The sequence below is a fragment of the Acinetobacter sp. AR2-3 genome, assembly GCF_001878775.1.
Lineage (GTDB): Bacteria > Pseudomonadota > Gammaproteobacteria > Pseudomonadales > Moraxellaceae > Acinetobacter > Acinetobacter lwoffii_D.
Genome location: NZ_MJIQ01000013.1, coordinates 1 through 14,021, shown reverse-complemented (window position 1 = coordinate 14,021; position 14,021 = coordinate 1). Strand labels below are relative to the sequence as shown.

General features: G+C 44.0%; 14 protein-coding genes and 1 pseudogene. 6 read left to right on the top strand and 9 right to left on the bottom strand.

The window, feature by feature from the left end:
• On the bottom strand, positions 1-1,125 hold the full coding sequence (locus BFN00_RS00495; protein ID WP_249449770.1) for an RNA-guided endonuclease TnpB family protein: 1,125 nt from the start codon (positions 1,123-1,125) through the stop codon (positions 1-3).
• Between the two features lie 54 nt (positions 1,126-1,179).
• Between BFN00_RS00495 and tnpA the strand changes: the two genes are divergently transcribed.
• A complete protein-coding gene (gene tnpA, locus BFN00_RS00490; protein WP_071850135.1) occupies positions 1,180-1,578 on the top strand; it encodes an IS200/IS605 family transposase in 399 nt (132 codons plus the stop codon).
• A 68-nt stretch (positions 1,579-1,646) separates the two neighbouring features.
• Here the strand turns inward: tnpA and BFN00_RS00485 are convergent.
• Positions 1,647-2,042 (bottom strand): annotated as a pseudogene (locus BFN00_RS00485) (helix-turn-helix domain-containing protein); the annotation flags it as partial.
• 197 nt (positions 2,043-2,239) lie between these two features.
• Positions 2,240-4,069 carry a dihydroxy-acid dehydratase gene (gene ilvD / locus BFN00_RS00480; RefSeq protein WP_026055737.1) on the bottom strand — a complete coding sequence of 610 codons (1,830 nt, stop codon included), beginning with the start codon at positions 4,067-4,069 and terminating at the stop codon, positions 2,240-2,242.
• Positions 4,070-4,480: 411 nt separating this feature from the next.
• Here ilvD and fmt point away from each other — a divergent pair, with 411 nt between their 5' ends.
• Together fmt and rsmB are read left to right on the top strand one after the other, a co-directional pair.
• A complete protein-coding gene (fmt, locus tag BFN00_RS00475) occupies positions 4,481-5,443 on the top strand; it encodes a methionyl-tRNA formyltransferase (RefSeq protein ID WP_071850134.1) in 963 nt (320 codons plus the stop codon).
• Positions 5,440-6,747, top strand: a complete 1,308-nt coding sequence (gene rsmB / locus BFN00_RS00470; RefSeq protein ID WP_004280818.1) for a 16S rRNA (cytosine(967)-C(5))-methyltransferase RsmB — start codon at positions 5,440-5,442, stop codon at positions 6,745-6,747. The genes fmt and rsmB overlap by 4 nt, the downstream gene beginning before the upstream one ends.
• A gap of 71 nt (positions 6,748-6,818) precedes the next feature.
• Here the strand turns inward: rsmB and zupT are convergent, their stop codons facing one another.
• The 4 genes from zupT to BFN00_RS00450 all read right to left on the bottom strand — a co-directional run bounded on the left by zupT (position 6,819) and on the right by BFN00_RS00450 (position 11,352).
• Positions 6,819-7,628 (bottom strand): zinc transporter ZupT, encoded by an 810-nt coding sequence (zupT, locus tag BFN00_RS00465; protein ID WP_005094805.1) that lies wholly within the window; start codon positions 7,626-7,628, stop codon positions 6,819-6,821.
• Between the two features lie 88 nt (positions 7,629-7,716).
• Positions 7,717-7,827 (bottom strand): methionine/alanine import family NSS transporter small subunit, encoded by a 111-nt coding sequence (locus tag BFN00_RS00460; protein WP_004647694.1) that lies wholly within the window; start codon positions 7,825-7,827, stop codon positions 7,717-7,719.
• A 10-nt stretch (positions 7,828-7,837) separates the two neighbouring features.
• Positions 7,838-9,313, bottom strand: coding sequence for a sodium-dependent transporter (locus BFN00_RS00455; RefSeq protein ID WP_071850133.1), 1,476 nt, complete (start codon positions 9,311-9,313; stop codon positions 7,838-7,840).
• A 590-nt stretch (positions 9,314-9,903) separates the two neighbouring features.
• Positions 9,904-11,352: an aldehyde dehydrogenase family protein gene (locus tag BFN00_RS00450; protein WP_071850132.1), complete on the bottom strand. Its 1,449-nt coding sequence runs from the start codon at positions 11,350-11,352 to the stop codon at positions 9,904-9,906.
• Positions 11,353-11,486: 134 nt separating this feature from the next.
• Here BFN00_RS00450 and BFN00_RS00445 point away from each other — a divergent pair, with 134 nt between their 5' ends.
• Together BFN00_RS00445 and BFN00_RS00440 are read left to right on the top strand one after the other, a co-directional pair.
• Entirely contained in the window at positions 11,487-12,176 is a 690-nt protein-coding gene (locus tag BFN00_RS00445; RefSeq protein ID WP_071850131.1) for a TIGR04219 family outer membrane beta-barrel protein, read from the top strand.
• A gap of 367 nt (positions 12,177-12,543) precedes the next feature.
• Positions 12,544-13,095 (top strand): type 1 glutamine amidotransferase domain-containing protein, encoded by a 552-nt coding sequence (locus tag BFN00_RS00440; RefSeq protein WP_071850130.1) that lies wholly within the window; start codon positions 12,544-12,546, stop codon positions 13,093-13,095.
• A 49-nt stretch (positions 13,096-13,144) separates the two neighbouring features.
• Here BFN00_RS00440 and BFN00_RS00435 read toward each other — a convergent pair whose 3' ends face one another.
• Both BFN00_RS00435 and BFN00_RS00430 read right to left on the bottom strand, forming a co-directional pair.
• Positions 13,145-13,468: an ankyrin repeat domain-containing protein gene (locus BFN00_RS00435; protein WP_071850129.1), complete on the bottom strand. Its 324-nt coding sequence runs from the start codon at positions 13,466-13,468 to the stop codon at positions 13,145-13,147.
• 7 nt (positions 13,469-13,475) lie between these two features.
• Complete coding sequence (locus BFN00_RS00430) at positions 13,476-13,793, bottom strand: hypothetical protein (protein WP_249449769.1); 318 nt, start codon at positions 13,791-13,793, stop codon at positions 13,476-13,478.
• A 42-nt stretch (positions 13,794-13,835) separates the two neighbouring features.
• On the opposite strand from BFN00_RS00430, the gene BFN00_RS00425 reads away from it, so the two are divergent.
• The coding region (locus BFN00_RS00425; RefSeq protein WP_143115402.1) for a transposase at positions 13,836-14,021 on the top strand (186 nt) is incomplete at its 3' end.

Genomic DNA, 14,021 nt, shown 5'->3' with positions numbered 1-14,021 from the left:
TTACACAGCACGAAGCCCTAGTGCATCAGCTAAAGCGAAATTACGGATATTTATACTCGCATTCACATCACGATCTTCAACCAAGTTGCAACTTGGACATTCAAACAATCTGACACTTAGCGGTAACTTTTCCATCTTATAGCCACAGCAAGAACAAGTTTTTGAACTTGGTACAAATCGACCAATTTTCAAAACATTCTTGCCATACCATTCAGCTTTGTATTGTAACAGCGTTAAGAATTGCCCCCATGCCACATCCGAAATGGACTTGGCTAGTTTACTGTTCTTAACCATGTTTTTAATTCCTAAATCTTCTAATGCATACGTGGTCGCTTGGTTTTCACAGATCAAGTGATGCGTTAGTTTGTGATGTAGGTCTAAGCGTTGCAAACGTACCTTTTCATAGATACATGCAACATTTAATTTCTGACGTTGATAATTCTTGGATTCTTTTTTCTTTCGAGCAAATATCTTTTGCTGAATTGCTAATCCATTTTGAGCTTGTCGTAAATATTTTGGATTTTCAATTTTTTGACCATCCGACTGAATCAACAAGTGATTTAAGCCCAAATCAATACCAATGGTTTTATCTGCCTCAATTATTGATGCTGTTACTTTGGCTTGATTAGTTTCAACTAAAATTGATGCGTAATACTTTCCTGTTGCTGTTTTACTAATAGTGACAGTTTTAATCTTTCCATCAAATTGACGACTAAATACAGCTTTAATGCCTTTTAATTTAGGTAGATTCAGTGTGCCTTTTTCAAAATCAACACTACCATGTTGAGGGCATTGATATGATCGTTGTGGAATTTTCTTAGACTTGAACTTGGGGAATTTCGCCCGACCTTTGAAGAAGTTTCCAAAAGCCGTATAAACATGAAGTAATCCACTAAGTAGGGTTTGACTGTTCACCTCATTGAGCCATGAGTATTGTTCTTGCTTTTTCATACTCACAAGCTGATCCTGAATATCTTTTCGGCTCAGTGATTTTTTATGTTCATCATAATATTTTTGTTGAAGTGCTAAAGCCCAGTTGTAAGTAAACCTAGCACAGCCGAAGTGCTTTTCGATTAGCACTTTTTGCTCACCATTCGGATAAATACGATACTTGTAGGCTTTCATTTGAACTTCATTCATACCTATAATTTAACAAGTATTAATCTTGGTGTAAATAACATGAAGTCACATTACCACTGTGTTTATAAGCTAACTTATCATTTAGTGTTGGTAACAAAATACAGGAGAAAATGCTTTACAAATGAAATGCTCAATCGCCTTGAAGAAATCGTAAGAAAGAACTGTCAAGATTGGGAAATTGACTTGCTTGAGTTTAATGGTGAAGCTGACCACATTCATTTATTACTAGAAATGCACCCTAATATCATGCCAAGCAAGTTTATAAATAACCTCAAAACGGTATCTAGCAGACTTATACGCAAAGAATTTGATGCAGAACTAAAGCAGTATTATTGGAAGCCTGTACTTTGGACTAGGGCTTATTGCTTGCTTACAACAGGTGGTGCGACAATTGATGTAATTCGTGAATATATAAAAAATCAAGAAAGACCCGAATAACGAAAAGTCGTGCTATCCATCCCCACCTAAATTGAAGATTATAGATGGGGAATTTCGCACAGTTAGTTAAATCTAGGCATCAGTGGGCGTAACTGGATTTCAGAACCATCAGTGAGTTTGAGGAATTTGGGCTTGCGTGGTTTACGCTTATTTTCTTTTAATCTTGCATGTTCTTTTGCATTGAAAAACCTTGTCCAAGCCGAAGCCAGATCACGAATTTTTTGCTGTAGGGAAACAGCATTAGAATGATTTGCTAAAAAAGCATATTCAGGATTCTTTTTAAGACTGGTGATTTTATTCACCAAATTGGTTGCATTGATAAATTCATTCTTTGCAAACATTTCAAATGACACAACTAAAATTTGATTCCAAACAAAACGCGCAGAACCAACAAGATTGTTTAAAATAACCTCTTGCTCTTCATTAGGCTCAAGCCTAAATTTATACGCCTTGTTGATTTTCATTTTTTTTAAAACTTATTTAAATACAATGTTATATTTCTTTTATTTTAACATAAAAACGAATTAAAGCTAAATTAAAAAACTTACGAAATTCACCTCCACCCTGACTGTCGGGTGGAGTCCTCTTTCATTTTAAGATAGTTTCTTGTATAAAAAAAGCACCCCATCTGGAGTGCTATTTAAATCTGTAAAATTACAAATTAGATATCACGTACCGCACCTTTCGACGCACTAGTAGTATGCATCGCATACGCTTTCAGTGCTTTAGACACTTTACGCGGACGCTGTTCAGCAGGCTGCCAGCCTTTGGCTTCTTGTGCTTCACGGCGCGCTGCCATGGTTGCATCATCCACTGCCAGGTGAATGGTACGGTTTGGAATATCAATTTCGATACGGTCGCCATCTTCCACCAGACCAATTGCACCGCCTTCAGCCGCTTCAGGCGACACGTGACCAATCGACAGACCAGACGAACCACCCGAGAAACGGCCATCCGTTAAAAGTGCGCAGTCTTTACCCAAACCTTTCGATTTTAAGTAACTGGTTGGATACAGCATTTCCTGCATACCCGGGCCACCACGTGGACCTTCATAGCGAATCACGACGACATCACCCGCAGTGATTTTGCCGCCAAGAATGGCTTCAACTGCAGCATCCTGACTTTCAAACACACGTGCAGTCCCGTTGAATTTCAGGATTGAATCATCCACACCCGCAGTTTTTACGATACAGCCTTCTAGCGCGATGTTGCCGTAAAGTACCGCTAGACCACCATCTTGTGAGAAGGCATTGGCTGCATTACGGATCACGCCATTGTCACGGTCACCATCTAAGCGCGCATAGTAACGGTCTTGCGAGAATGCGGTCTGGGTCGGAACACCGCCCGGTGCCGATTTGAAGAATTGATACACCTCTTCATCTTCGGTACGGATGATGTCCCATTTATCCAAGGCATCTTTTAAAGTTTTTTCATGCACGGTTGGAACAGAAGTATCCAGCAAGCCCGCGCGATCCAGTTCACCCAGGATCGACATGATGCCACCGGCACGGTGTACATCTTCCATATGCACGTCCTGCTTCGCCGGCGCAACCTTACAAAGAACTGGCACATTACGTGACAAACGATCGATATCAGTCATGGTAAAGTCGACTTCTGCCTCGTGTGCTGCTGCCAACAAATGTAGAACCGTATTGGTTGAACCACCCATGGAAATGTCTAAAGTCATCGCATTTTCAAACGCTGCTTTGGTCGCGATTGAACGTGGCAATAAGCTGTAGTCATTTTGCTCATAATGACGTTTAGTGATTTCAACAATCAATTGACCCGCACGCTCGAATAATTTTTTACGGTTGGCATGGGTTGCCAGCGTTGAACCATTGCCCGGAAGCGATAAACCAAGTGCTTCAGTCAAACAGTTCATCGAGTTTGCGGTAAACATGCCTGAACATGAACCACAGGTTGGGCAAGCTGAACGTTCATATTCAGCAACTTCTTCATCAGTGAAGCTGTCATCTGCTGCAACAATCATGGCATCAACCAGATCAATGGCTTTTTCATTGCCACGGATTTTGACCTTGCCCGCTTCCATTGGACCGCCAGAGACAAATACTACTGGAATGTTCAGACGCATCGCGGCCATTAACATGCCTGGGGTGATCTTGTCACAGTTCGAGATACATACCATCGCATCGGCACAATGGGCATTGACCATGTACTCGACCGAGTCTGCAATCAGGTCACGCGAAGGCAATGAATACAACATGCCATCATGACCCATCGCGATGCCGTCATCGACCGCAATAGTATTGAATTCTTTGGCCACGCCGCCTGACGCTTCAATTTGACGTGCCACCAGCTGACCCAGGTCTTTAAGATGCACATGACCCGGTACAAACTGGGTGAACGAGTTCACCACCGCAATAATCGGCTTACCGAAATCTTCATCTTTCATGCCGGTGGCACGCCATAAACCGCGTGCGCCAGCCATATTTCTTCCGTGTGTCGATGTTTTTGAACGATAGTCAGGCATTTTATATTTCCAACAAAGTTTGAGCTTGCAATGAATCGGGCAGATCCACTCTGGCTAAATCATACTGACAAGGAGCTTAAATCAGTTGAATTTTAAACCTATCATACTACAAGCCCTTGATTTACAAGATGGCCTTTTGGGTGTAGATACAGGCAAAAATGTCTATAGAGAGATTTGGATGATCTGACGATAAAAATTTCTTAATGAAATCTACTATACCGCCATCATCATCATCAGGACAATACAAAACTTTCATGAATAATTTTTACAATTTGCATGAGTTTTTTTTATATAAAAATTCCACTGAAATTCAAGCACTCACCAAGCTTCTCGGATGAGTTTTTGCAACGATTAGGCTGAAATTTGGCTTTTGGCTTATAATAGCTTTTAAGTTTATTTGGAATTTCATGTGTGAAGATCATATTTGCAGGCACACCAGAATTTGCAGCGACTGCATTGGCTGCGTTGCTTAGAACCGAACATGAAATTGTGGCGGTCTATACTCAACCGGACCGCAAGGCCGGACGTGGACAAAAGCTCACGGCATCTGCGGTGAAGCAGTTAGCGCTTGAACATCATCTTTCGGTCTATCAGCCTTTACATTTCAAGTCATCGACTGAAGAAGGTCTGGCGGCGCAAGCGGAACTTAAAGCCTTAAATGCAGATGTGATGGTGGTGGCAGCTTATGGCCTGATCCTGCCACAAGTGGTTCTGGATACGCCAAAATATGGTTGCCTGAATATTCATGGTTCGCTGTTGCCACGCTGGCGCGGTGCAGCCCCGATTCAGCGCGCGATTGCTACCGGCGATATCGAAACAGGTGTGACCATTATGAAAATGGCAGCCGGTCTGGATACCGGGGACATGATGTATAAAACACTGTGCCCGATTAGCGCCGAAGATACATCTGCCAGCCTGCATGACAAACTGGCGCTGCAAGGTGCTGAGGCGATTGTGGCCGTGCTCGAATCGGAACAGACTTTACAGCACTATCTTGAGACCCGTGAAGTTCAGGATGAAAATCTGACTGTCTACGCGCATAAACTGACAAAAGCCGAAGCACAAATTGACTGGACCCAGCCTGCAGCAGATATTGACCGTAATATTCGTGCCTTTAATCCCTGGCCAGTGGCATTCACCCCGCTAGATGACGGCAACAATTTACGCATCTGGAATTCATCACTTTCCACACAAAAGGCAAGCAATGCCCTGCCTAGTGAAGTGATTGCCCTGGATAAAGACGGCGTGCATGTGATGTGTGGTGATCAACATGCTATTTGCATCACCAATCTGCAATGGCCAGGTGGCAAAGCCCTGAATGCTGTTCAAATTAATCAAACTCAAAAACTATCGGTAGGACATAAATTCGCATGAGCCAAATTCAATCATCAGCTAAAAACTTGAATTTGCGCGCGCAAGTTGTAAAAACGCTATTGGCTGTACAAAATGGCCAATCACTTGCTTCTGTACTCAATCAACATATCAATATCGTATCTGAACGTGACCGTGGCCTATATCACGAGTTAACTTTAGGCTGTTTACGTCAGTGGCACGGCCTGAAAGCCATCACCCTGCCGTTATTAACCAAACCTCTTGATAACCAGGCTCTAGAAAGCTGCTTATATTTGGGTTTGTACCAGATTCTATGTACCCGTATTCCGGCACATGCTGCGATTTCAGAAACCGTCACTGCAGCCAAACAGCTGGGATTTGAACCTTTAAGCGGTCTGGTCAATGCGGTACTGCGTCGTGTTTCACGTGAAACAGAAGAATTTGACCTGGCTTTAAATCAGGCGCATGGCCTGCCAAGCTGGCTCTACAAGCGTTTAAAGAAAGACTGGCCGGAACAGCTTGCCGAGCTGTCACATGACTTGAAACAGATTGCGCCGCTTACCTTGCGTGTCAATATCAATCAGGTCAGCCGTGATGAATATCTGGAAATTCTGGAAGAAGAAGGCTATGAAGCACGTGCCTGTACTCTTTCTGAAGTTGGGATTGTACTGGAACAGAATGTGCATATTCCGAACCTGCCGGGCTATGAAGCCGGCGGTTTCTCGGTGCAGGATGAACATGCCCAGCTGTGTGCGACCTTAGTTCCTGACCTTGAAGGCAAAATCGTAGTAGATGCCTGCGCTGCGCCAGGGGGTAAGACTGCGCATATCTTGGAAAAATACAGCCCGAAAAAACTCTATGCCATTGATCAGGATGCTAAACGTTTAGTCCGTGTGGCAGAAAATCTGGAACGTTTACTGTTAACTGAATATGCCGACGTTGAAATTATCGCGGCTGATGCGATCACCTGGACCGCTCCGGAGCCGGTCGATTGTATCGTACTGGATGCACCATGCTCTGCAATTGGTGTGATCCGTCGTCATCCGGATATTCGCTTGTTACGTCACTCTACCGATATTCCGCAAACGGTACAGCTGCAAAAGCAGATTCTGGAAAATATGTGGCAGCAACTGAAAGTTGGCGGTACGTTGCTGTACATCACCTGTTCAATTCTGAAAGCCGAAAACGAACAGCAGATGGTCGAATTCTTTGCTCAACATGCCGATGCCAAAGAAATCAAGATCGAAGCCGATTGGGGCATCGAACAGATTCACGGTCGTCAGTTGTTGCCGAAAGCGGATCAAGGCGACGGTTTCTTCTATTGCCGTATAGAAAAAACGGCATAAATCATGCGTTAAAAATGAAAGGCAGCCTAAGCTGCCTTTTTTTATATCTCGTGATTTAGTGAATATGAGGTTTATTGAATAAACTTAAAAATCACCAGACTGCTGGCCAATGCAGCCATGCCACTGACCAGCCCATATACCGTTTCATGTCCTTTGGCATAGCGTTTTGCCGTCGGCAATAATTCATCCAGTGCCAGATAAACCATCACGCCGCCAATCACCCCAAAGATCAGACCATAGACGGTTTCACTCATATAAGGTGCCAGAATAAAATAACCGAGCGCTGCCCCCAATGGTTCGGCCAGGCCCGAGACCAGACTGGCCCAGAGCGCATAATCTTTACGGCCGGTGGCCATATATACCGGCAAGGCTATCGCCACACCTTCTGGCACATTATGAATCGCAATTGCCACCGCCAACGGCGCACCTAAAGCTGGGCTTTCTAGTGTGGCAAAAAACGTCGCCAGTCCTTCTGGCAGGTTATGTGCGCTAATCGCAAACAGGGTCAGCATACCGGTACGCAGTAATTGGGGGGAACTGACGCCCTTGGCAGAATGGGTTTCAATCGTGTCATGCGGATTCGGCACAAAGCGATCCAGCAACAACACCAGAACTACGCCCAGTAAAAAAGCAAAAGTGCCAAAGGCAAAACCGGTTTTTTCATCAAAGTCCAGACTAAAGGACGCGATCGATTTGTTCAGAATTTCGGTTAAAGAGACATAAATCATGGCCCCGGCAGCAAAGGCCAAACCAAAGGCTAGCAAACGGAAATTAGGTTTTTTTAAGAATAATACCAGTCCCCCACCCACCACGGTGGCCAGCCCGGCAAATAAAGTCACGGCAAAGGCTGTATGGACTTGTCCATCTGAAACGGAAATCATGTCAAAGCATCAGCCATTAAAAAAGTCATTATCATCAAGGATGATAATGACTTCTATTTATGGTAACAGTAGGTTTATGTGAAGATTTTTAGTCTTCTGGTTCTTCCGGATTCTTTGCCAGATGAATCACAGCCAGTACCAGACCACCCCATAATAAAACGATAGAGATGATCATCATGATTAGTGCAGATGTATTCATAGTCGCTCTCCTAGCTGTGACGGTCTTTGATCAGGCTGAATAGAATGGCACCCAGAATAAAGAATGCCATTACTCCTCCACCTACCATCCATAGGGTACTGGCAGCATAGCCACCATAACCTTCTGCCATGATCGATTTCAGGGTCAGGCCCAATGCCAGCAATAATGACAAAGGCGTGATCACCGTTAGCATGAAGTTCCAACTGGCACCCAGTTTCACGCTGGCAAACTCATTCACATGGCCTTCCAGCTGTTTCATTAATGGACGACGGAACCACGACAACAGAATAATCGATAACAGACCGCCACCGACAATACCGATGTTATTGGCAAAGTAGTCGATGATATCGACAAAGGTAATGGCACTATGTGTCGAGAACATCAGGGTAGAAATCACTGCTGAACCACCCGCAATAATGGTCACTGACTTGTTCTTTGACCAGCCCAGTTTGTCCTGGAACGCAGCAATCGGAACTTGCAGGATACTGACCATCGAGGTAATACCAGCAACCGTCAATGAACCAAAGAACAGGAAACCGAACAGGTCACCACCTGCACCTAAACTGGAAATGATTTTCGGAAACGCAATAAAGGCCAGACCGATACCGCCAGATACTACATCTTCAACTTTCGCGCCTGAGCTGAACGCCATAAAACCAAGCGCGGCAAAGACACCAATACCCGCCAGAATTTCAAAAGACGAGTTGGCCAATGCCACCACAATCCCTGAACCGGTCAGGTTAGTTTTGCGTTTCAGGTAAGATGCATAGGTCAACATGATCCCGAAGCCCACTGACAGTGAGAAGAAGATATGACCAAAAGCGGCTAACCAGACTTTATAGTTGGCCATCGCTTCCCAGTTCGGCGTGAAGAAAGCATTTAAACCATCGACTGCACCCGGTAAACGTACTGCCTGAATCACTAGGATCGTGAATAAAATCACCAGCAATGGCATAAAAATTTTATTCGCCAGTTCCACCCCACGACGTACTCCACCGTAAAGAATCAGCATGACTGCTGCCCAAACGACCACCAGACCAAAGAACAGCACAGGTACAAAACCAAGAGTTAGACCCTCACCATTTTGCAGGTAAGTATTGAAGAAGAAGCCTTGGGTATCTGTGCCCCACTGCTGTCCAAAGGAATAGAACATATAACTGCCGGCCCAGGACAAGACGCTGGCATAGTAAATCCCAATGATCAGGGTCACCATCACCTGCCACCACCCTAGGAATTCGGCATTCATGAGTTTTTTATAGGCCATAGGCGGCGCTTTGCGGAACTTGTGTCCGACCGCATAGTCTAAAAACAATAAAGGTAAACCTGCTGCGAAAATCGCAATCAGATAAGGGATCAGGAATGCCCCGCCACCATTTTCATAGGCAACATAGGGGAAACGCCAGATATTCCCCAAGCCAACGGCGGAACCAATCGCTGCAATAATGAATCCTGATCGTGCGGACCAATTCTCACGAGTTTCTGTCATAGAACACCTAAACTTTTAACCCCTTCAGATGCTGCTTATTATGGTTATGACGCAAGCAAAAAAAGAAGTATTTTCAATAATTTTGGGTGTTTGAATTAGAGGGCACCTTGTGGGCGTCGAATTCTAATGTACAAACAGGTCAGCAGGTCTTACATCTTGCTTAAAGTCTGATCGAAAAACTGACCTTGTAGATGACTCAACAATACTGACTTTTTTAAATTTTTTCTGTAAATTCTGCTTAAAATATTCGTTATTTATAATCTATTCGAATTAAGCGTTCAATAATTCTGCGAAATAAGCCAGATTAAACAAGTTATATATTGACAAACTTTTTGGAATATATTTTTTTAAGTTTTACTACAGGGTCGCTGTTTCAAAAAATGTATTCCAAGACTCCAATCCAGCATCTGTTTTTAGATCATTATTTGATGATGAAACGGCTTGTAGTAAGGCGCGTGACCAAGCCGTAATATGGGAAATCAAAGTCTCTCATGGAACTTTAACCTCCCTAAAAACCGGCTCAGATATCACATGCAGATTTAAAAACCAGCCACCTGTGATATCGAAGCGATGAATTGAATATTCTGAACCTAGGCTTTAATCACCAGCATGCGCTCTTCCTGCATATCGCGAATGGCTGACTGAATTCCTTCACGACCCAGACCTGAATCTTTGACCCCGCCATAAGGCATGTTATCGACCCGGAAAGACGGAATATCATTGATAATGACACCGCCGACATGCAGATGATCCCAGGCATACAGCATCTTGTTCAGATTCTGAGTATACACTCCAGCTTGCAAGCCAAAACGGCTGCGGTTGATACAGGCAATACCGGATTCGAAATCAGCATGCGCTTCCAGAATTGCCACCGGGCCAAAGGCTTCATCACGGTAGATTTCCAGACTGTGGTCTACATTTTCCAGCAAGGTCGGTGCGAACATCACACCATTCAATTCGCCTCCAATCAGGATTTTCGCGTCTTTTTCCACGGCTTTATCCAGCCATTTTTTCAGGCGTTTGGCTTCATCTTCCTTGATCATCGGACCAACCAAGGTTGTGCTCAGATTCGGATCAGCGGCTTTAATCGTTTTCAGTTTCGCCAGCAGTTTGTCCTTCACTTCAGTATAAATCTGCTGATGCACCAAAATGCGTTGCACACTGATACACACCTGTCCGGCATGGTTATACGCCCCGCCAATTAGACGGTTAATCAAGGCATCGTTAATTTCGGTATCTGGCTCAATCATGACAGCAGCATTGCCACCCAGCTCCAAGACCACTTTTTTGCGTCCGGCACGCGCTTTCATATCCCAGCCCACAGCATCGGAACCGGTAAAACTGAGTAATTTAAAACGCTCATCAGTGACCAGTAGATCGGCCAGCTCTCGCGGACAGGGCAATACCGAAAAGGCACCTTGCGGTAAATCGGTTTCCGCCAGAATTTCGGCAATTTTTAAGGCAGAAATCGGGGTTAGACTCGGTGGTTTCAGCACAAAGGGACAACCGGCTGCAATCGCAGGAGCAATTTTATGCGCGGTCAGGTTTAAAGGAAAATTAAACGGACTGATCAGAGACACTGCACCAATTGGCACCTGCTTCACAATACCCTGATAACCGGATGCTGCCGCAGTCACGGCCAAAGGCAGCATACGTCCCTGATCAACCTGGGTCACGGCATCTGCGGCAATCTGAAAGGTATTAATCAGACGCTCAACTTCAGCTTCGGCCGCTTTACGCGGTTTACCGCCCTCTGCAATCAGAATTTCGGTCAGTTCTTCATGAATCTCACGAAAACGGCGTACGCAATGCAGCAGAATTTTCTGTTTCTGGAACGGCTCTAAGGCAGCCATTTCGGCTTCTGCGTCTACGGCAGACTGAATCGCCTGTTCCAGTGTGTTGGCATCTGCCAAAGCGACACGGGCATACAGTTCGTGGTTATATTTATGTTTGACCTCTAGCCATTCACCCGTCTGAGCCACCTGACCGGCGACATATAATGCATACTCTTTCGCTTGTTGTGTGCTTCTCGCTACCATCTTATTGTCCTGCAAAATCTAAGGATATACATTTTTGAAATTCTCTATATCATGCACTTGCTACTCCATATTAAGAAGATGCTTTTAAGTAACCAGACACTTCCAATTTTAATAAAGCTTTAGGGAATAGAGCCATGCGCGCAAAAATACTCACCACCTTATTCTTCGGTTTTGGACTCAGTACGCTCAGTCATGCAGATGTAATCGGCGTGAAAGCAGATCTCAGTTACTGGGATTTTGACGGCTATAGTCAGGATAACAATTTCAAGCATGAGCTAGATCGACAAGGTACAGCGCAGCTATCTGTCGCTGTAGAACATCCTGTGCCATTGTTACCAAATGCCAAGATTAAATACGTCAATCTGGACAGCACCAGCGAACAGAGTTCTCCTGTCAATGCCTCAGATATCGAGCTGAACAATATTGACTATATTCTGTATTACGAATTGCTGGATACCATTGTGCATGCGGATATAGGTGCAGGTTTAACCAATCTGGATGGTACGGTGGAAAACCGGACTGCCGGCGCTTTCACGCAATACGATCTGGATGAATACAGCCCACTGCTCTATGCAACAGCCGGGGTTAAATTGCCATTTACCGGTATGAGTGCCAAAGCAGAAGCGGTTTACAGTCGCGGCAGCGATACCCGAAAAACCGACGTACAGGCAGAATTCCAATATGATTTCATTGATAATCTGCTGGTCGATGTCGGTGCCAAAATCGGTTATCGCCTCATGCAGGTAGATTTTGAACAGGATCAACGTCCAGACTTACAGCTGGAATTTAAAGGTCCTTATATCGGCTTAGATATACATTTTTAATGCAATACAACCGGTTAAGTTTGCACAGCTCAATTTCTCTGCGCTGATGTAAGCCAAAGCGTACAGCAATAACCGCAATCTGCTGCTAGTGCGCCACTGGGATGTGTATTACTTTATAAACATAGAGAGCAGGATGCTCCAGAAGACCTAAAAACAAGAATAACATCGCAACACCAGGACGTGAGGTACGACAGGAGTTATACCTAAATCACGAGATACGAAAAAGCCCCGACAGGATGTCGGGGCTTTTTTTTCTGCCTATTATTTTATTTATCATTGCTTAACAGTTCCGAGCTAAAACTCCAACATTGTAAGAATCCCCTTGTTGTTAAGCTAAAAATCCTCACATTTTTTGGGAACAGCAATCATGGTAAAAAAGGTCCTCTTTATTACATCCAATCAAGGCATTGAACATGATGAACTCACTGAGCCTTTAAATTTTCTAAAGTCCAAAGGTTTTGAAGTGATTCATGCTGCCGAAAAAAATGAAGATGTCGCGACGGTCAAAGGTGATACCAAAGCTGCCACCCAATATACGCCGGATACCAGTCTTGAACACGTCGATCTGAATGATTATGATCTTTTGGTGATTCCCGGCGGTACAGTCAATGCGGATACCTTGAGAATCAATCAGGATGCGCAAAAAATCATTCAGCATTTTGCCGACAATCACAAACCGATTGCCGCGATCTGTCATGGGCCATGGACTTTGATTGATGCACAGCGCATCAAAGACAAAAATCTGACTTCATATAAGAGCATCAAGCTGGATCTGGAAAATGCCGGTGGGAAATGGGTCGATGAACAGGTTCACCGCTGCAATACCGGTGACTGGGTACTGATTACTTCACGCAATCCGGACGATTTACCGGCTTTCAATGAAGCGATCTTAAAAGAGCTTGAAGGCGAAGTTGCCTAAGTTCCTACAATATAAAAAAGAACCTCAACACTGAGGTTCTTTTTTATATTTAGACACCACCGGCCAGACTTTTCAGATAAGTCACAACGTCTTTATTTCCGGCCATTTCGGCCAATTCTAAAGCAGTATTAGGACTGCGATGTGCAATATCAGCACCCTTGCTGACCAAGAGTTTGACCACTTCCAGATGATCATTTTCAGCAGCGGCCTGTAAGGCACTATAGCCTTCTTCATCAGCGGAGTTGACGTCCAGGCCTTCCTGTAGCGCCTGCTCGACCTGTTCAACATCACCTAGAGAAGCCCAGTATACCAATTCAGGAAGATGCAGTTCATCATCGTCTTCAGGGATTGGGGAGAATGAGTTAAGTTTCATAATTGTATTACCTAATTAAATCTGATTTTAGTCCAAAGTGTAGCCCTGATAATTGCTCAGATAGCTCTTTTAAAACATCATGAATCTCATTCAAAGCTTCGTTATCACTAACGTATGATTCTACAATTTCATCATTACCATCATGAATAAGTAAAAAGATATTAGATTTTGATGTTTTTTTCGACTCCTTTGGAGCCTTTCCTTTTATCAGATCACAGCTTTTGAATGTTGATTTTTGATAGTCTAGACTTGCATCCATACTTATAGGATATCTAAACATTGTGGAATTACTATCAAATTCCTCTATTTTACTAGGTCCTGTCATCAATTAGCTTGAGAAAATCTAACCTGTCCTCATTATTTTTTCATGACTAAACGCTATGCATTAAGAGATGATCAGTGGGAGCAGATTAAGGATCTGTTACCTGGACGAGCGAGTACTGTTGGAGTAACTGCCAAAGATAACAGGCTATTTGTTGAAGCAGTATTGTATCGGTATCGTTCAGGTATTCCATGGCGAGACTTACCCGAACGCTTTGGGGATTTTAGAGTC

What these genes read in the sequence shown, in the direction of transcription:
- BFN00_RS00495 (WP_249449770.1), bottom strand. Translation starts at nt 1,125, where the DNA reads ATGAAAGCCTACAAGTATCGTATTTATCCGAATGGTGAGCAAAAAGTG.
- ilvD (WP_026055737.1), bottom strand. Translation starts at nt 4,069, where the DNA reads ATGCCTGACTATCGTTCAAAAACATCGACACACGGAAGAAATATGGCT.
- rsmB (WP_004280818.1), top strand. Translation starts at nt 5,440, where the DNA reads ATGAGCCAAATTCAATCATCAGCTAAAAACTTGAATTTGCGCGCGCAA.
- BFN00_RS00445 (WP_071850131.1), top strand. Translation starts at nt 11,487, where the DNA reads ATGCGCGCAAAAATACTCACCACCTTATTCTTCGGTTTTGGACTCAGT.
- zupT (WP_005094805.1), bottom strand. Translation starts at nt 7,628, where the DNA reads ATGATTTCCGTTTCAGATGGACAAGTCCATACAGCCTTTGCCGTGACT.
- BFN00_RS00440 (WP_071850130.1), top strand. Translation starts at nt 12,544, where the DNA reads ATGGTAAAAAAGGTCCTCTTTATTACATCCAATCAAGGCATTGAACAT.
- BFN00_RS00430 (WP_249449769.1), bottom strand. Translation starts at nt 13,793, where the DNA reads ATGACAGGACCTAGTAAAATAGAGGAATTTGATAGTAATTCCACAATG.
- BFN00_RS00450 (WP_071850132.1), bottom strand. Translation starts at nt 11,352, where the DNA reads ATGGTAGCGAGAAGCACACAACAAGCGAAAGAGTATGCATTATATGTC.
- BFN00_RS00460 (WP_004647694.1), bottom strand. Translation starts at nt 7,827, where the DNA reads ATGAATACATCTGCACTAATCATGATGATCATCTCTATCGTTTTATTA.
- BFN00_RS00435 (WP_071850129.1), bottom strand. Translation starts at nt 13,468, where the DNA reads ATGAAACTTAACTCATTCTCCCCAATCCCTGAAGACGATGATGAACTG.
- BFN00_RS00455 (WP_071850133.1), bottom strand. Translation starts at nt 9,313, where the DNA reads ATGACAGAAACTCGTGAGAATTGGTCCGCACGATCAGGATTCATTATT.
- tnpA (WP_071850135.1), top strand. Translation starts at nt 1,180, where the DNA reads ATGAAGTCACATTACCACTGTGTTTATAAGCTAACTTATCATTTAGTG.